We start from the raw sequence: 15,970 nt of genomic DNA on the forward strand, positions 1-15,970 counted from the left end.
CGGAATTGGTAGACGCGCTAGCTTCAGGTGTTAGTGTCCTTAGGATGTGGGGGTTCGAGTCCCCCCCCTCGCACCAATTATCTTACATCCCTTCTGTTGTACCTCTTCTTTTTCCCTGTTATTTCAAACTCATCAGTATCACCAGAATTCCACTGACCAGCGCAACGCATGATGGCAGCAACACAAAGTGCCGTAACTGCTTATGCCAGATCATTGCCGACGTCACCAACAACCCCGAAACAATGATGGCTTTCCAGGTCTCAATGGAGAGATCGGCAAACATCAGACCGCCCAGAATCACCCCCGGTAGCAGTACACCCCAACCACTTCCCAGCGCCCTGTTCAACATGCTTTGCCCTTTCATACCGATAATGATAACCAATATCATATGGTAATAATTATCATATGTCAGCATGCATAATTAAAATCAATCGCCCTTTACCTTTCCTGTAATGACAGGAAATGCCTAAGGTGATAAATTGCTCACCTGTTAACTACCTATAAAGATTTTCTGATAATTATTTTTCGATTTACTTTGCATTCACTATTCAAAAACAACACCTATTCATCTGTTTTAATTAAATTTTAATAAAAACGTACTACTATGACATCACAATCCTGGCGGTCTTTGGTCAATAGCAAATATCAATTATCTTTACGTTTATTTTTATTCCTGAACGCTACCTCAGCCGTGTTCTCGGTAACAAACCCGCTCTATTCTGTCCCTCAGTTTCCGATGCCCCTGTTCGCTATTTTTGCAATCAGTAGTGGATTACTCCTCTGGCACTGGAAAAACAGAACCCGGAAAGTCAATATTTCTGTCGTTTCCTCGATCTTCGGTTCTTTATGGGCCTGGCAAATTGTCTCGAAATTTTTGTTAATTACGCACGATCAGCTGACATATTTGATCATGGCGTTATTAACAGTACTTTTTATCGGTTCACTGTCATTTGCCAGCAATATCAAAGCATTTATTCTGCATTCCTTACCCGCCTTTATTGCCTGCCTGTGGTTAAGCAATCATGAAAACTGGCTGAGAATGACCTACTCCTTCGCACTGCCTGTGGTGGCGATTGGTATTCACAATATTCTGCAAAGACGTAACGACCATTTCGCTCAGGAGCTGCTCTCCCGGTTACTGGAAGAACGAGAAACGCTTACCGATCTCAGTATGATGGATCCGCTTACCGGCCTGTATAACCGTCGTGGCCTGCAAAGCCGGCTGGAGAACCTGCCGACGGTAGAAAACGGCGAGCACTTTGTCCTGCTGCTGGATATCGACCACTTCAAGGCCTACAACGACCACTATGGCCATATGATGGGCGACCAGGCGCTGATCCGGGTCTCTGCGGCAATCCGTAATGCCGTGCGTTCACGTGATATTGTCGCGCGTTTTGGTGGTGAGGAGTTTATGGTACTGCTGACCAACATCTCGCTTGAACATGCCCGTCTGACGGCAGAGCGGATCCGCCAGAAAGTTTACGATTTAAAAATCCCGCATATGTTCAACGAAAGTGTCGCCACCAACGTCACCATCAGTATTGGCATTGCCATTTTTGAGGGTGACGACGTTGAAAGCGCGCTGGAAAAAGCGGATAAAGCCCTCTACGAAGCGAAGCATATGGGACGTAATAACATCCTGTTCAGCGAAGAGATGCAGACAACATAAGGACGGGGACCGGAAAGGTCGGCATGAATAATAACGGCTTCTCCGGTGAGAAGGGTAAACAAGCAAAACGGCAACCTCCGGTTGCCGTTTTGCTTTGACCTATGCAACCTGCTGGTTTTCCTCTTCAGCATTACGCTGCGCTTCTTCAGCTTCCTGTTCCAGCAACTGCTTCTCGTACACTTTAAAGAACGGGAAGTAGATTATTGCCGATACGCAGGCCAGCACCACCACCAGGATGGCTGCGCGGAAATCCCAGCCCAGTGCCCATGCGGCACCCACTGGGGCAGGAGCCGTCCACGGCACGACAGAGATCACGCGGCTAATCAGATCAAACTTCATCGCTGACCAGGCCAGCACGGCATTGACCATAGGGGCCAGCAGGAAAGGAATAAAGAACACCGGGTTCATCACAATCGGGGTGCCGAAAATGACAGGCTCATTGATGTTAAAGATGCTTGGCACCACGCTCAGACGACCAATTGAGCGCAAATGTGCAGAGCGGCTGCGCAGATAGCAGAACACCAGCCCCATCGTAGCTCCCGAACCCCCAATCACAATAAAGAACGTCCAGAACGCTTCCATAAAGATATGTGGCAGAGGCTGGCTGGCCGCCAGCGCGGTCTGGTTTGCCCCCAGGTTGGTCAGCCAGAACATCTGCAGCATTCCGGAGACAATAGCTGCACCGTGGATCCCTGCAAACCACAGCAGATGGCCAATCAACACCGCCAGCAGGATCGCAGGCAGGGAGTCTGCCGCAGAAACCAGCGGTTTAAAGACAGACATAATGGCCTGTGGGATCAACATGCCAAACTCAGACTGAATCAGCAGACTCAGCGGATAGAGCGTCAGCACCACCACCAGTACCGGGATCAGCAGATCAAAGGAGTTTTTGATCATCGGTGGTACCTGGTCAGGCAGACGAATACCAATGTTGTGCGCTTTCAGGAACCGCATCATCTCTACGCAGTAGATTGCCACCAGAATGGCGGTAAAGATCCCCGTCCCCCCCAGGCTGTCTACAGGCAGAGTGCCTTTGGTTTTTGGCGCTGCGACCAGCAGAAATGCCATGAGCGACAGCATTGCGCACATGAACGGATCTAACTGATACGACTTAACATAGTGTTTGCCCAGGTTATAGGCGATGGCCGCACAGATATAGATAGACATCACCCCCATCGTCATATCAAACGGCGTCAGGATCTGGCCTTCGAATTGCTTCGCCATATCCAGCCAGGCGCGCGCGAAGCCCCAGGTGGTATCTGGCGAAAACGGTGGGTAAGCAAACACTAACAAGAATGATCCTACAATCATGAACGGCATTGCGGAGATGAACCCATCCCGGATAGCCATAACATGACGCTGGGAGGAGATCCGCCCGGCTATCGGGCTAACGTAATTCTCAACAAAACGGAATATCAGGTTAAACGCAGCATGGTTGGCAGACATAGCAGATCTCCTGTCAGACGTTCGTTACAGGCGCATCCACGCCACACGTTAATCCATAAATCAGCTTCACAACCTTGCTGGCTTGTGTACCAGCGGTACTGCTCAGACAGAATGGTTTCATAATTTGCTCTTATTATTGGATACAGGGGACGTTACGTACTCAGTATTAATCTCTCACGCACGCTCCGCAACCGGTTACTGTAACCGGTTTCTGTGAATGTGAAGGCGATCCAGAAATCAGCCATACGGGATATTTGTTACTTAAGAGATATTTACAGAGCATAATTTCTTATGACAGATTACGCAGGATATTTGTCAGGAGGAAACAATGAGTTTGCAGTCTGTACAGCAGTTTTTTGCCGACAACGCTCCGGATATAGAGGTCATAGAACTTAGCCAGAGTACCGCCACCGTTGCACTGGCCGCGGCTGCCCATCGCGTTGAGCCGGGGCAAATTGCCAAGACGCTGTCATTAAAGGTCAAAAATGAGGTGATTCTGGTGGTCGCGAAAGGTGATGCACGTCTGGATAACAAAAAACTGAAAGACACCTTTGGTGCGAAAGCACGCATGCTCAGTAGTGATGAGGTGGTCACCATCACCGGCCATCCTGTTGGCGGCGTATGCCCGTTCGGGCTGGAAAACCAGCTGTCGGTGTACTGTGATATTTCCTTAAAACAATACGCTGAAGTGCTCCCCGCTGCCGGTGCAATCCACAGTGCTGTGCGCATTTCACCTGAGCGGATGGCTGAGCTGACATCCGCCAGGTGGGTCGATGTCTGCATTTGATCGTTGCGCCAGAGCGTATCTGGCGCATCCACACCAGGTTATGAGAATACTGGCGTGCTTAACACAGAGCCTCGAGTATCTCTGGCCGGAAGATGAGTCAAAATGTCCGCCGCGTCCAGTAGCCCTACATCTGAATTAACCCCCAGCTTCACCATCGCGTTAAACTTATGCGCCCGGATGGTTTTAATATTACGTTCAAGCTGTGTCGCGATTTCAGGGATGGAATACCCGAAGGACATATACCGCAAAATCGCGCGCTCCGTTGGGCTTAACATCCTGCTCTGGCTCACATACCAGTGGTTCAGTACATTGTCATTGATTCGATGTGTTTCACTTAGCAACGCAAGCAACTCCGCCTGCAGGTGGCTAAGCGACACCGCCTTACTAATAATGCCATGAAGGCGTGAAGGCGAAAGATGGCCAATCAACCGCGCTTCCATCTCATCAGATGCCAGTATAATCCGCTGGATGTCACTATGAGTAAACGCAAGATCCCGCAGACAGGCCAGACAGTTACGACGCTCCTCTCGCGCATCAGACAGTGAATAAATCACCGAGAAAAAGGAGATGTGAGGAAGTGCCGCCTTAAAACTGTCGAACTGAGTAAACAGGTGCAACTGATAATGGCTGAGCTCAGGCATCGCAAAGAGATGCTGCAGCCCAACCGCACTCATTGCGCAATTTTCGATGACAGCGATATGTCTTGCTGTAACGGTCTTTTCCATTCCTCATACTCTCCATAGGCTGACATTAAACTCAGCTCTCTCATTCCCTGTGTACTGCTGATCCAGGCGTACATATCGGCATTACTACGTAGTGACAACCGGCGCATCGCACTATTTTTCTGCGCACTAATCGTTTTGTTGCTCTTCTTGAGCAGTGTGGCAATTTGGTTAATTCCCCAACCTTTACCTAACAGGCGCAATACTTTGCGTTCGGAGTGTGTGAGCGCAATAAAGTGTTCGTCTTCATCTTCAGAGCCTGGTGATTCTGCCAGTAATAACGTCTGGCTTATCCGCTCCGCCCGATCGCTACCTGCACGAATAGCGTTAATCACGCCTTCAATCGGCTCCATATCAGAAAGTAACGTACTTTCCGGACGCATAAGCAGCTCAACAGCAATCGGATAAAGAGGACGGGAGACTAAAAAAATCCAGTGAATACCCCGGTATTGGTTCAATAAACCGTAATACTCTTCCAGTAAGCCCCGGGGGTTGCCGTAATACCCTGAAACATCAGCAATAATGACGTCAGCACGGCGTAACTGAAGCAAGGTTAACTCTTGCAGTGAGCGGCAGTAGGTCAGCTCAAACTCAGGAAAATGACGTGCCATGACGCTACCCAACCCGTTTTGCATGACGGGTATCCTGCTAATCACCACTCCGTGTTTACCATTCAATGGCAACATAGACCCTCCGTGTCCATTTTTCATTTATCGGGTAATCTTTAGGTTTAACGTACATTCGCCCCTGAATGCACAACTGATTAATACACGCAGAAGATGGCAGATGTTATTGAATTAAGAAACGTCTAAAACAGTTATAATATCTCATAAAGATCAACTAAATTTAATTCAAACAACCTTAAAATAACGAAAATATAAAATTAGAAAAACTTAATATAAATGTTTTATATTTTGAGATTAAAGAATTCACAATATTAATGAATTAAGGCACGCACCGTTGCGCAAACCGGGTGACAACTGTTTGCACAAACCTTGATCTGACCCAGAGCACAAGACACCTCTCTTTGTGCTAAAAGTAAGCATTCAGTGCCATCAGGCAAGCATTCTTTCTTCTCTTCAGGGCAATACATGCAGGCAGATCAGTCAATGCAGCGTGCGATAACGCGGCTATGTATTCAGTGCGGACTTTTTCTCCTCCAGCATGGAGCGGAAAGCGCGCTGGTCGAGGAACTTTCTACGCGGCTGGGGCTGGCGATGGGTATGGATAGCGTTGAAAGCGCTATCTCATCAAACGCCATTGTGCTGACCACCATTAAAGACGGTCAGTGCCTGACCTCCACCCGTAAAAACCACGATCGCGGTATTAATATGCACGTTGTGACGGAGGTGCAGCATATCGTTATTCTTGCGGAGCACAAACTGCTCGACCTCAAGGAGATTGAGAAACGGTTTAACCAAATCAGGCCATTACGCTATCCACGTTGGCTGGTTGTGCTGATGGTGGGACTGTCATGCGCCTGTTTTTGTAAGCTCAATAAAGGTGGCTGGGACGGCGCACTCATCACGTTCTTCGCCAGCAGCCTCGCCATGTATGTCCGTCAGTTACTGACGCACCGGCAATTGCACCCACAAATTAACTTCTGCATTACCGCGTTTGTCGCCACCACGGTTTCAGGCTTGCTCCTGCGCCTGCCACAGTTTGCCGATACTCCCACCATTGCTATGGCCGCCAGCGTACTCCTGCTGGTACCAGGCTTTCCGTTAATTAACGCGGTTGCCGACATGTTTAAAGGACATATCAATACCGGTCTGGCTCGCTGGGCTATCGCCAGTTTACTTACGCTGGCCACCTGCATCGGTGTGGTCATGGCAATGACACTGTGGGGGTTACGCGGATGGGCGTAATAGATTTTCTGCTCGCACTGGCGCAGGACATGCTCCTGGCCGCCATTCCTGCCGTCGGATTTGCGATGGTATTTAACGTACCGCAACGTGCACTGCCGTGGTGTGCTCTGCTGGGTGCTATTGGTCACGGCTCGCGGATGCTGATGATGACGGCGGGCTTTAACATCGAATGGTCGACATTTATCGCCTCAATGCTGATTGGCAGCATTGGCATTCAGTGGTCACGCTGGTATCTGGCACATCCAAAAGTGTTCACCGTCGCAGCCGTTATCCCTATGTTCCCGGGCATCTCCGCCTATACGGCCATGATTTCAGCAGTAAAAATCAGTCACTTTGGCTACAGCGAGCCACAAATGATCCTCCTGCTGAGCAACTTTCTTAAGGCATCCTCCATTGTTGGAGCGCTCTCCATCGGGCTGTCGATCCCCGGTTTGTGGCTGTACCGCAAACGTCCACGCGTTTGAGAGTCGAGTTGTTTCGCTGCCGTGGGGATAATCTCGCCATTCCGCCTGGTGCTGAATGGCGCTCACCAATAAAATCGCTTGCAATTATATCGCGCACTACCTATATTCAATCCATGAATGCAAAAACGAACGACACCACCACCGCGCTTCTGCTGGATAACCAGCTCTGTTTTGCCCTCTATTCGGCAAATCTGGCGCTTAACAAGCTGTACCGGCAACTGCTGGCACCGCTAAACCTGACCTACCCGCAATACCTGGTGATGCTGGTGCTGTGGGAGCAGGATGACATTACGGTGTCGGACATTGGTGAACGGTTGTTTCTTGACTCCGCCACCCTGACGCCTTTGTTAAAACGTCTGGAAAGTGCCGGGCTGATAAACCGCCATCGTTCGCGTAAAGACGAGCGTCAGGTCGCGGTCACCCTGAGTGATGCGGGGCGCGCACTTCAGCAACAAGCGCTGGAAGTCCCTCACGCGGTGGGCTGTGCAGCACAATGTGACACTGACAGTATGCTGGCACTCAAGCAACAGCTTGAACTTTTGCGACAACAGTTACAGCACGCGTAAGGCTATACTTTACGCGTATTTATTTACCCATATATATCGCACGCTATTTAATAGCACACATAAACGTAAGATGAGGAACCTGCCATGTCTTTAGAAAAAGTTGTCTACACTGCCAAAGCCAAAGCAACCGGAGGCCGTGATGGCCGCGCCACCTCTTCCGATGGCGTCCTGGACGTTAAACTGGGTGTGCCAAAAGAGATGGGCGGCATGGGCGGTGAAGTCACCAACCCTGAACAGCTGTTTGCTGCGGGTTACTCTGCCTGCTTCCTGGGCGCAATGAAGTTTGTGGCCGCACGTGACAAATTCACTCTGCCAAAAGATGCCTTTATTGAAGGCGAAGTGGGGATTGGCCCGCTGCCAACCGGTTTTGGTATTGAAGCAAAACTGAACATCCACGTCGAAGGTATGGATCCTGCTGAAGCCAAAAAACTGGTGGATGCTGCGCACATTGTTTGCCCATACTCCAACGCCACCCGCGGTAATATCGACGTAACGCTGAACATTATCGCGTAATCCAGACCGATTCCCTCTCCCTGTGGGAGAGGGTTAGGGTGAGGGCATCAACCCGCACTTTCCCCCTCCATTCCCTCCCCCGCTCTGTGCTACCATAAACCCATATCACGCCCGTAGTTATCAGCAGAGAAAGTGTTATGTCCTCCAGAATCCTGACCAACAGCGTCGCTGGCATTGATGCCTTTATGCGCGATCCCCGTGGCGTGTTGACCCATGCCGAAGGCGGTACGCTTGCCGTGTTTGCCGATAACGCTCCGGCGTTTTATGCAATTACACCGGAGCGTCTGGCGCAGCTTCTGGAAATTGAAGCGCGGTTGTCACGCCCGGCGAGCGATGTCACTCTGGATAACCAGTTCTTTGACGAACCGGGTCACGCCCCCATGGCCATCCCGATGGGGAAATTTGCCCTGTACGCGGGCTGGCAGCCGGACGCCGATTTTCAGCGTCAGGCGGCGCTATGGGGCATTGCACTGACTCAGCCCGCAACCCCCGAAGAGCTGGCCGCGTTCACCGCCTGGTGGCAGGCAGAAGGCAAAGTATTCACCCATATTCAGTGGCAGCAAAAGCTCGCACGCAGCCTTCAAATCAACCGCGCCAGCAACGGCGGGCAACCAAAGCGCGATATCAACGCGTTTTCAGAACCGGATAAACAGATCCCCAACGGATTCCGAGGTGCGAAATGAAAAACGTCGGCGACCTGATGAAACGTCTGCAAAAAATGATGCCCGCTAACGTAAAACCCGCCTTTACCACGGGTGAAGAACTGCTGGCATGGCAAAAGGAACAGGGTGAGATCCGTGCAGCCGCCCTCGCCCGCGAAAACCGGGCGATGAAAATGCAGCGCACCTTTAATCGCTCCGGTATCCGTCCGCTACACCAGAACTGCTCTTTTGATAACTATAAGCTTGAGAGCAACGGGCAGATGAACGCTCTCGCCGCCGCACGTCAGTACGTGGATGAATTCGACGGCAACATCGCCAGCTTCATCTTTAGCGGCAAGCCAGGCACCGGGAAAAACCACCTTGCCGCCGCCATCTGCAACGAACTGCTGCTGCGCGGGAAATCCGTATTAATCATCACCGTGGCCGATATTATGTCCGCCATGAAAGACACCTTCAGCAACCGTGAAACCAGCGAAGAACAGCTGCTTAACGATCTGAGCAACGTCGATTTACTGGTCATCGACGAAATTGGCGTCCAGACCGAATCACGCTATGAAAAAGTGATCATTAACCAGATTGTCGATCGCCGCTCCTCTTCCAAACGCCCAACCGGCATGCTGACGAACCACAATATCGACGAGATGACCCGCTTACTGGGCGAACGCGTGATGGATCGCATGAAGCTCGGCAACAGTCTGTATGTCATCTTTGACTGGGAAAGTTATCGCAGCCGCGTCACCGGCAAAGAGTATTAGGATATTTCCAGGAAATGCAGGTGACCCGAAGGTATATACTGGAGCCACTTTCGGCCCGAAACGGACCTTTTTTGAGTAAGCCACTATGAAAAAAACTTTTCTTTTCAGCACACTGTTAGGCGCACTGCTGGTTACCGGCGCGGTGCAGGCTGCATCATGGCAGGATTCTCTGACCAGTGCCGCGAACGAACTCACCAAAGAGAGCAGCAGTTCTCAGGGCGGTCTGTCAGCGTCTTCCCTCACCAGCCTGTTAGGTGGCAGCACTCAGGGGCTGAGCGCGGGCACAATGAATAACGCCGCGGGTATTCTGGAGTATTGTGCGAAGCAAAAACTGGCCTCCGTGACCGACGCACAAAACGTGAAAAACCAGGTGCTGGGTAAACTGGGTCTGGATACCCAGGAACAGAAACAGGACACCAGCTATATGGATGGTATTCAGGGCCTGCTCAATGCGCAAAACGGGCAGCAGCTTAACCTGAGCACTATCGGCAACTCCTCGCTGGCGAAACAGGTGAAAACCAAAGCCTGCGATCTGGTACTGAAACAGGGCATTAATTTCATCTCCTGATCCACCCCATTTTCTGCCACAACACGCCGCGTTTATTACGATAGTCTTGCAACGCGGCGTCAACTGAGCGTTTTTACCACCTGCCACCGTCTCAGCGTCCATATGTCAGGATGCGACCGCCTTCAAAAAAGCGATTTTATAAACCAATTCCTAACAACTGCATGCTTTAGTGACACTAAAATTGCAGCTTAACAACATCGTAATTACATTGTACTACCAAAACATGAACAGTTAGCCAGCTAAGATCCTGGCGTGATGAGGATAGCTTGTTGTCAGAGTTAGTGTCCCTATTCCTTTTCCTGGCTTCCATCGGCGTTTACGCCTGGAAAGCGGGCCGTAACACCTGGTGGTTTGTCGTCACGCTGGGGGTACTCGGTATTTTCATTGTTTTAAACATTACCCTGTACGCCAGTAATTATTTTACCGGAGACGGTATTAACGATGCGGTGCTCTATACCCTGACCAACAGCCTGACCGGTGCGGGTGTCAGTAAGTACATACTTCCAGGTCTGGGAGTCGTCCTGGCGCTGGTTGCCATTTTTGGGACTCTCACCTGGGTACTGCGCCGCCGTCGGCATCGTCCTCATCATCATGGCTACAGCCTGCTGGCGCTTTTCCTTGCGCTGGCCTCCGTCGACGCCAGCCCGGCATTTCACCAGATAACCGAGCTGGTAAAATCCCAGTCGCGCGACGGCGATCCGGATTTCGTGGCGTATTACAAAGAGCCATCGAAAAAGATAGACCACCCGAAGCTCAACCTGGTCTATATCTACGGCGAGAGTCTGGAACGCACGTATTTTGATGACGATGCCTTCCCGAACCTCACGCCGGAGCTGGGCGCGCTGAAAAACGACGGTCTCGACTTTAGCCACACCATGCAATTACCCGGTACTGATTACACCATCGCCGGCATGGTCGCCTCACAGTGCGGTATCCCGCTTTTTGCGCCATTTGAAGGCAATGCTTCAGCCTCGATGTCGAGCTTCTTCCCGCAGAATATCTGTCTTGGCGATATCCTGAAGAACTCCGGCTACGAAAACTATTTTGTACAAGGTGCCAACCTGCGCTTTGCCGGAAAAGACGTGTTCCTGAAATCGCACGGTTTTGACTATCTGTATGGTTCAGAAGAGTTAAAAACCACGGTCGCCGATCCGAATTATCGTAACGACTGGGGCTTCTACGATGATACGGTGCTGGACGAAACCTGGAAGAAATTCGAGGAGCTGTCTCGCTCCGGCAAGCGCTTCTCGCTCTTTGCCCTGACCGTGGATACCCACCATCCTGACGGATTCGTTTCACGCACCTGTAAGCGTAAAAACTACGCCATTGACGGTAAGAGTAATAAATCCTTCAGCGCCGTGGCCTGCAGCCAGGAGCATATCGCGGCATTAGTCGAGAAAATCAAAGCCTCACCGTATTTTAAAAACACGGTAATTGTTGTCTCTTCTGACCACCTGGCGATGAAAAACAGCGCATGGGATGCCCTTAATAAACAGGATCGCACCAACCTGTTCTTCGTTCTGCGCGGCGATCACCCACAACAGGAGGTGATTGCCACCAAACGCAACTCAATGGATAACGGAGCCACCGTGCTGGATATCCTGGGGGGAGATAACTTTATCGGTCTTGGCCGCAGCACGCTGTCGGGACAATCGTTGTCAGAAGTGTTCCTCAACATGAAGGAAAAAATCCTCGCATGGAAACCGGATATCATCCGGCTATGGAATTTCCCGAAAGAGATGAAAGACTTCACCATCGATCAGGATAAAAGCATGATCGCGTTCTCCGGTAGCCATTTCCGCTTGCCGCTACTGCTGCGCGTGTCGGATAACCGGGTCGAGCCGCTGCCGGAAAGTGAATACTCCGCGCCGCTGCGTTTCCAACTGGCCGATTTCGCCCCGCGCGATAACTTTGTCTGGGTCGACAAATGCTACAAAATGGGCCAGCTCTGGTCGCAGCCGCTGGCGCTTTCTACCGACTGGTGTGTTTCTCAGGGGCAGCTCGGGGGGGAACAGACTGTCCAGCGCGTCGACAAAGCACAGTGGAAAAGTAAAACCGCGTTTAAGGATACGGTTATTGATACCGCGCGCTACCAGCGTAACGTCGACATGCTGAAAATCGTCGACAACGATATCCGCTACAAGGCCGACAGCTTCATCTTCAACGTGGCCGGAGCCCCGGAAGAGGTGAAGCAGTTCAGCGGCATCTCCCGCCCCGAATCCTGGGGACGCTGGTCCAACGCACAACTGGGCGATGAGGTGAAAATTGAGTACACCCATCCTCTGCCGGAAAAATTCGATCTGGTGATCACGGCGAAAGCCTTTGGGCCGAACGCAAACCAGCCCATTCCTGTACGCGTGGGCAATCAAGAACAAACGTTAACGCTCGGAAACAACGTCACCACCACCACGCTGCATTTCGATAACCCATCGCGCAGCAAGACCCTGGTGATTGTGCCGCCAGATCCGCAATCCACTAACGAAGGCAATATCCTCGGCCACTCACCGCGACAGCTTGGGATCGGAATGGTTGAAATTAAAATCGTGAGCAGCGCGGGCTGATGGATCTGTACACCATGAAAATGACCGTTCGACCTGCAACATTTCACGATGTCGCTGCCCTGCCCGCCATTGAGCGCGCCGCAGGCCAGCGCTTTCGTGAGATTCCTGCGCTGGCATGGCTTGCCGACAGCCCTGCCATTTCAGCAGAACGTCATCTGGCCTGTATCGAACAAGGGATGAGCTGGCTGGCGCTGGTCGGGGATAAGCCGGTTGGTTTCATCCTCGCGGAGATACATCCCACATCGCTGTTTATTGTGGAACTCTCGGTTCACCTGGACTGGCAGAGAAAAGGCGTCGGTCGGCAGCTTATCGCCTGTGCTGTTGAGCAGGCTCGCAAACTGGGGCTGACGTCGCTCACGCTGACCACCTTCCGTGACGTACCGTGGAATGCGCCGTTTTATTCGCGGCTGGGGTTTGAAATAGTCACAGAATTAACGCCAGAGCTGCGTCAGAAAAGAGAGGAAGAAGCCGCGCACGGATTAGCGTATGACTCTCGCTGTGCCATGCGCCGGCATCTTATTTAGGCGCTAAAAAACCGAACCATCGGCCGGGTCAGGCGCAACCGCCACCCGGCACAACAGACAGAATTAGAACGTTTCCCAGTTATCGCCCGCATCGGCCGTTGCCGCTTTACGCGCCATGACCGGGGCAACGGTTTTCGCTGAGGCAAGCTCGCGCGCTTTCATCTGCTCCTGCTGAATGCGGAATACCGCAACGGCCTGCGTCAGACGGCTCGCCTGCTCTTCCAGCGCGGCCGCAGCAGCGGCGGACTCTTCCACCAGCGAGGCGTTCTGCTGGGTCACGCGATCCATCTCAGCCACCGCCAGACCCACCTGGTCAATACCGCGGCTCTGCTCGTCAGAGGCAGAGGCGATTTCACCCATGATGTCAGTCACGCGGGTCACCGCATTGACGATTTCACCCATCGTTTCACCGGCGCTTTCTACCAGGGTAGAACCCACTTCCACGCGGCCAACGGAGTCTTCAATCAGGCTCTTAATTTCGCGTGCCGCCTGGGCGCTGCGCTGTGCCAGGTTGCGCACTTCACCCGCAACCACGGCAAAACCACGCCCCTGCTCACCCGCACGCGCCGCTTCTACCGCCGCGTTCAGTGCCAGAATGTTGGTCTGGAAAGCAATACCGTCGATCACGCTGATAATATCAGCAATCTTCTGCGAACTGCCGGCGATGTCACGCATGGTTTGCACCACGTTATCCACCACTTTACCGCCTTTCTGCGCGGTTTCAGACGCGCTCAGCGCCAGGTTGCTCGCCTGACGGGCGTTCTCGGCGTTCTGCTTAACCGTCGCGGTCAGCTGTTCCATGCTGGCAGCGGTCTCTTCCAGGGAAGCAGCCTGCTGTTCAGTACGGGAAGAGAGATCGTTGTTACCCATCGAGATTTCGCTCGCGCCGCTGTAGATGGCGTTCGCACCGTTACGCACGTCACCCACGGTACGCACCAGCTCACCCTGCATATGACGCAGCGTGTCGGCCAGAACCCCCATCTCGTTGGAACCTTCCACATCAATGCGTTTCACCAGGTCGCCGCTGGCGATATGGCGAATGCTGTCGATCAGACGGTTCAGCGGGGAGATCAGCGCCTGCTTAATACCCAGCCAGACGGCAATAATCACTACCAGCACGGCAACCAGCACGCTAATCAGCACCCAGATAGCCTGGCTGTAAGAGCTGTTACTGTCTTCCACCGCGGTCTGGTACAGCTTGTCGTTCTGCTGCAGGTAGCTCACATACTGCTTCTCAAAACCATCCTGATAGCTCTGGGTTGGTTGATCGAAGAACGCATTGATTTTGCCTGCACCCAACAGCTGGATCAGCTCCGCCAGCGCACCGTGGTAGATATCGTAGTTACGTTTGATTTCCATCGCTGCGGCGTCGCTCTGACGCGGGTCACGCGGCAGGGCTTCGTAGTCAGCCCAGTTTTTTTCCGCCTGTTTCAGAGACGCAGAAGCAATGTGCATCAGATCGGAAACGGTCGCGCCGCTGCCAATATTGCTCTGATCCATCATGTAGCGGATGCCCGCACGGTTCAGGGTGTTACGGGTTTGCAGCAACGCAACCCAGCTGCCGTTCAGCGTGGATTGTTGCTGGCGAATGGTTTGCAGGACGGTGAAGTTCTCTTTGTCATGCTTGAGGGCATTGAAGAAAAGACCACCGGAGGTAAGTTGTAACAGGCCAAAAATAGCGAGAACCAGCATTAAGCTGGTGACAATCTTGATACGATTTAACATGTTTTCTCTTTCCATCAGACAGATAACAGAATTTTCGGCCTGGGAAAGGAAAACTTTACGAAAAACGTACTACCAGGAAGGACATAATCCCTCCTGATATGTTGATAACGCCGACGATTATTTGATCAGAGAAGAGATATCCCTGAAAAGTGAATGGGTTATATTCACTCCCTCGCGGATCGTACGCTCACGAGAAAAATAGCGACGCTCACCCGGCAGACGAGCGCCTTGCTGCTGCATCCCGATAAAAAGCGTCTCGGCACGCGCCAGATGCCGCGCTGCGTCCGTACCCAGGAAGCGAGCCGGATCCAGCGCCAGAATAAGCTCACCACCATAGGGCAATCCGCCTGCACCATTATCCCACGCCAGCGACTCCGCGCTGGTCATGTCGCCAATCAGCGGCCCGGCAAGCAGTTCAACCATCGCCGCCAGCGCCGAACCTTTATATCCGCCGAACGTCAGCATCGCACCGTCGAGGATCGCCTGCGCATCCGTGGTGGCCTGGCCGTCGCGGTCGATCCCCCACCCTTCCGGTACCGCTTTTCCCGCCCGTTGATGGAGCTGGATCTCACCGCGGGCTGCCGCACTGGTGGCCATATCAAAGATAAACGGTGGTTTATCCCCGCGCGGCCAGCCAAACGCAATCGGGTTAGTGCCAAACAGTGGCTTCGTCCCGCCAGCGGGGGCGACCCACGCATGGCTGGGGGTGGTAGCCAGTGCCACCAGCCCCGCATCCGTCAACGGCTCGACATCGGCAAACAGCGCCGAAAAGTGTACGCAACGATTAATCGCCAGAGCAGCCATTCCGCTGTGCCGTGCCTTTTCCATCAACAGCGGGAGCGCCCGCTCGAACGCCAGCAGGGAAAATGCCCCACCGGCGTCCACCTTCACGATGGCGGGCGCGGTATCGGTGATAACCGGCTCAGCGTCTGGCGACACCTTCCCTTTGTGCAGGGTCGCAACAATCCCCAGCAACCGCCATAAACCATGCGAGGCACAACCATCACGCTCACCGTGGGTGACATTTTTTGCCACCACGGCGGCATGTGCCTCACTGAATCCATTCCCGCGCAGCACCCGGTGTGCCAGCGCATAAGCCTCTGTTAACGAGAGGTTGACCATCTCCATTACCGACACCTC

The 15,970-nt window shown here is 52.5% G+C and carries 17 protein-coding genes; 11 read left to right on the forward strand and 6 right to left on the reverse strand.

Translation table 11 applies throughout. The features are described 5' to 3' along the window. Window positions 1–118: 118 nt before the first annotated feature. Window positions 119–388 (reverse strand): DUF1435 domain-containing protein, encoded by a 270-nt coding sequence (locus ACJ9N4_RS17845; protein ID WP_182919366.1) that lies wholly within the window; start codon window positions 386–388, stop codon window positions 119–121. A 216-nt stretch (window positions 389–604) separates the two neighbouring features. Between ACJ9N4_RS17845 and ACJ9N4_RS17850 the strand changes: the two genes are divergently transcribed. Further along, the gene (locus ACJ9N4_RS17850; protein WP_182273645.1) at window positions 605–1,669 is read left to right on the forward strand and encodes a GGDEF domain-containing protein; all 1,065 of its coding nucleotides are present in this window, start codon (window positions 605–607) and stop codon (window positions 1,667–1,669) included. Between the two features lie 99 nt (window positions 1,670–1,768). On the opposite strand, the gene ACJ9N4_RS17855 is transcribed toward ACJ9N4_RS17850, so the two are convergent. Next, a complete protein-coding gene (locus ACJ9N4_RS17855) occupies window positions 1,769–3,115 on the reverse strand; it encodes a PTS sugar transporter subunit IIC (RefSeq protein WP_182273644.1) in 1,347 nt (448 codons plus the stop codon). A 328-nt stretch (window positions 3,116–3,443) separates the two neighbouring features. On the opposite strand from ACJ9N4_RS17855, the gene ACJ9N4_RS17860 reads away from it, so the two are divergent. Next, entirely contained in the window at window positions 3,444–3,902 is a 459-nt protein-coding gene (locus tag ACJ9N4_RS17860) for a YbaK/EbsC family protein (protein ID WP_182273643.1), read from the forward strand. A gap of 38 nt (window positions 3,903–3,940) precedes the next feature. On the opposite strand, the gene bglJ is transcribed toward ACJ9N4_RS17860, so the two are convergent. Beyond that, a complete protein-coding gene (bglJ, locus tag ACJ9N4_RS17865; protein WP_182274622.1) occupies window positions 3,941–4,576 on the reverse strand; it encodes a DNA-binding transcriptional activator BglJ in 636 nt (211 codons plus the stop codon). Continuing rightward, complete coding sequence (locus tag ACJ9N4_RS17870; RefSeq protein ID WP_182273642.1) at window positions 4,573–5,310, reverse strand: helix-turn-helix transcriptional regulator; 738 nt, start codon at window positions 5,308–5,310, stop codon at window positions 4,573–4,575. The genes bglJ and ACJ9N4_RS17870 overlap by 4 nt, the downstream gene beginning before the upstream one ends. Before the next feature lie 405 nt (window positions 5,311–5,715). Here ACJ9N4_RS17870 and ACJ9N4_RS17875 point away from each other — a divergent pair, with 405 nt between their 5' ends. The 9 genes from ACJ9N4_RS17875 to ACJ9N4_RS17915 all read left to right on the forward strand — a co-directional run bounded on the left by ACJ9N4_RS17875 (window position 5,716) and on the right by ACJ9N4_RS17915 (window position 13,105). Beyond that, window positions 5,716–6,492: a threonine/serine exporter ThrE family protein gene (locus tag ACJ9N4_RS17875; RefSeq protein ID WP_182273641.1), complete on the forward strand. Its 777-nt coding sequence runs from the start codon at window positions 5,716–5,718 to the stop codon at window positions 6,490–6,492. Further along, complete coding sequence (locus ACJ9N4_RS17880) at window positions 6,483–6,956, forward strand: threonine/serine exporter (protein WP_182273640.1); 474 nt, start codon at window positions 6,483–6,485, stop codon at window positions 6,954–6,956. Before ACJ9N4_RS17875 ends, ACJ9N4_RS17880 begins: the two co-directional genes overlap by 10 nt. A gap of 113 nt (window positions 6,957–7,069) precedes the next feature. Then, the gene (locus ACJ9N4_RS17885; RefSeq protein ID WP_182273639.1) at window positions 7,070–7,522 is read left to right on the forward strand and encodes a MarR family winged helix-turn-helix transcriptional regulator; all 453 of its coding nucleotides are present in this window, start codon (window positions 7,070–7,072) and stop codon (window positions 7,520–7,522) included. An 84-nt stretch (window positions 7,523–7,606) separates the two neighbouring features. After that, entirely contained in the window at window positions 7,607–8,035 is a 429-nt protein-coding gene (locus ACJ9N4_RS17890; protein WP_023310299.1) for an organic hydroperoxide resistance protein, read from the forward strand. A 137-nt stretch (window positions 8,036–8,172) separates the two neighbouring features. After that, the gene (dnaT, locus tag ACJ9N4_RS17895; protein ID WP_182919365.1) at window positions 8,173–8,718 is read left to right on the forward strand and encodes a primosomal protein DnaT; all 546 of its coding nucleotides are present in this window, start codon (window positions 8,173–8,175) and stop codon (window positions 8,716–8,718) included. Beyond that, complete coding sequence (dnaC, locus tag ACJ9N4_RS17900; RefSeq protein WP_182273637.1) at window positions 8,715–9,452, forward strand: DNA replication protein DnaC; 738 nt, start codon at window positions 8,715–8,717, stop codon at window positions 9,450–9,452. Before dnaT ends, dnaC begins: the two co-directional genes overlap by 4 nt. 85 nt (window positions 9,453–9,537) lie before the next feature. Then, window positions 9,538–10,020: a DUF2501 domain-containing protein gene (locus ACJ9N4_RS17905; RefSeq protein WP_182273636.1), complete on the forward strand. Its 483-nt coding sequence runs from the start codon at window positions 9,538–9,540 to the stop codon at window positions 10,018–10,020. A 269-nt stretch (window positions 10,021–10,289) separates the two neighbouring features. Next, window positions 10,290–12,581, forward strand: coding sequence for a phosphatidylglycerol--membrane-oligosaccharide glycerophosphotransferase (gene opgB, locus ACJ9N4_RS17910; RefSeq protein ID WP_196390778.1), 2,292 nt, complete (start codon window positions 10,290–10,292; stop codon window positions 12,579–12,581). Window positions 12,582–12,595: 14 nt separating this feature from the next. Further along, window positions 12,596–13,105 carry a GNAT family N-acetyltransferase gene (locus tag ACJ9N4_RS17915; RefSeq protein ID WP_196390777.1) on the forward strand — a complete coding sequence of 170 codons (510 nt, stop codon included), beginning with the start codon at window positions 12,596–12,598 and terminating at the stop codon, window positions 13,103–13,105. Window positions 13,106–13,168: 63 nt separating this feature from the next. Here the strand turns inward: ACJ9N4_RS17915 and tsr are convergent, their stop codons facing one another. Further along, window positions 13,169–14,830 (reverse strand): methyl-accepting chemotaxis protein, encoded by a 1,662-nt coding sequence (gene tsr, locus ACJ9N4_RS17920; protein ID WP_182919362.1) that lies wholly within the window; start codon window positions 14,828–14,830, stop codon window positions 13,169–13,171. A 117-nt stretch (window positions 14,831–14,947) separates the two neighbouring features. After that, complete coding sequence (locus tag ACJ9N4_RS17925) at window positions 14,948–15,958, reverse strand: Ldh family oxidoreductase (RefSeq protein WP_411500683.1); 1,011 nt, start codon at window positions 15,956–15,958, stop codon at window positions 14,948–14,950. Between the last annotated feature and the right edge of the window lie 12 nt (window positions 15,959–15,970).

Origin of the sequence: Enterobacter sp. LM3, assembly GCF_046622475.1 — a bacterium.
Classification (GTDB): domain Bacteria; phylum Pseudomonadota; class Gammaproteobacteria; order Enterobacterales; family Enterobacteriaceae; genus Enterobacter; species Enterobacter cloacae_P.

What these genes read in the sequence shown, in the direction of transcription:
- ACJ9N4_RS17860 (WP_182273643.1), top strand. Translation starts at nt 3,444, where the DNA reads ATGAGTTTGCAGTCTGTACAGCAGTTTTTTGCCGACAACGCTCCGGAT.
- ACJ9N4_RS17885 (WP_182273639.1), top strand. Translation starts at nt 7,070, where the DNA reads ATGAATGCAAAAACGAACGACACCACCACCGCGCTTCTGCTGGATAAC.
- ACJ9N4_RS17875 (WP_182273641.1), top strand. Translation starts at nt 5,716, where the DNA reads ATGCAGGCAGATCAGTCAATGCAGCGTGCGATAACGCGGCTATGTATT.
- ACJ9N4_RS17915 (WP_196390777.1), top strand. Translation starts at nt 12,596, where the DNA reads ATGAAAATGACCGTTCGACCTGCAACATTTCACGATGTCGCTGCCCTG.
- ACJ9N4_RS17890 (WP_023310299.1), top strand. Translation starts at nt 7,607, where the DNA reads ATGTCTTTAGAAAAAGTTGTCTACACTGCCAAAGCCAAAGCAACCGGA.
- ACJ9N4_RS17870 (WP_182273642.1), bottom strand. Translation starts at nt 5,310, where the DNA reads ATGTTGCCATTGAATGGTAAACACGGAGTGGTGATTAGCAGGATACCC.
- ACJ9N4_RS17925 (WP_411500683.1), bottom strand. Translation starts at nt 15,958, where the DNA reads ATGGAGATGGTCAACCTCTCGTTAACAGAGGCTTATGCGCTGGCACAC.
- ACJ9N4_RS17905 (WP_182273636.1), top strand. Translation starts at nt 9,538, where the DNA reads ATGAAAAAAACTTTTCTTTTCAGCACACTGTTAGGCGCACTGCTGGTT.
- dnaC (WP_182273637.1), top strand. Translation starts at nt 8,715, where the DNA reads ATGAAAAACGTCGGCGACCTGATGAAACGTCTGCAAAAAATGATGCCC.
- dnaT (WP_182919365.1), top strand. Translation starts at nt 8,173, where the DNA reads ATGTCCTCCAGAATCCTGACCAACAGCGTCGCTGGCATTGATGCCTTT.
- tsr (WP_182919362.1), bottom strand. Translation starts at nt 14,830, where the DNA reads ATGTTAAATCGTATCAAGATTGTCACCAGCTTAATGCTGGTTCTCGCT.
- ACJ9N4_RS17855 (WP_182273644.1), bottom strand. Translation starts at nt 3,115, where the DNA reads ATGTCTGCCAACCATGCTGCGTTTAACCTGATATTCCGTTTTGTTGAG.
- ACJ9N4_RS17845 (WP_182919366.1), bottom strand. Translation starts at nt 388, where the DNA reads ATGATATTGGTTATCATTATCGGTATGAAAGGGCAAAGCATGTTGAAC.
- ACJ9N4_RS17850 (WP_182273645.1), top strand. Translation starts at nt 605, where the DNA reads ATGACATCACAATCCTGGCGGTCTTTGGTCAATAGCAAATATCAATTA.
- bglJ (WP_182274622.1), bottom strand. Translation starts at nt 4,576, where the DNA reads ATGAGTGCGGTTGGGCTGCAGCATCTCTTTGCGATGCCTGAGCTCAGC.
- ACJ9N4_RS17880 (WP_182273640.1), top strand. Translation starts at nt 6,483, where the DNA reads ATGGGCGTAATAGATTTTCTGCTCGCACTGGCGCAGGACATGCTCCTG.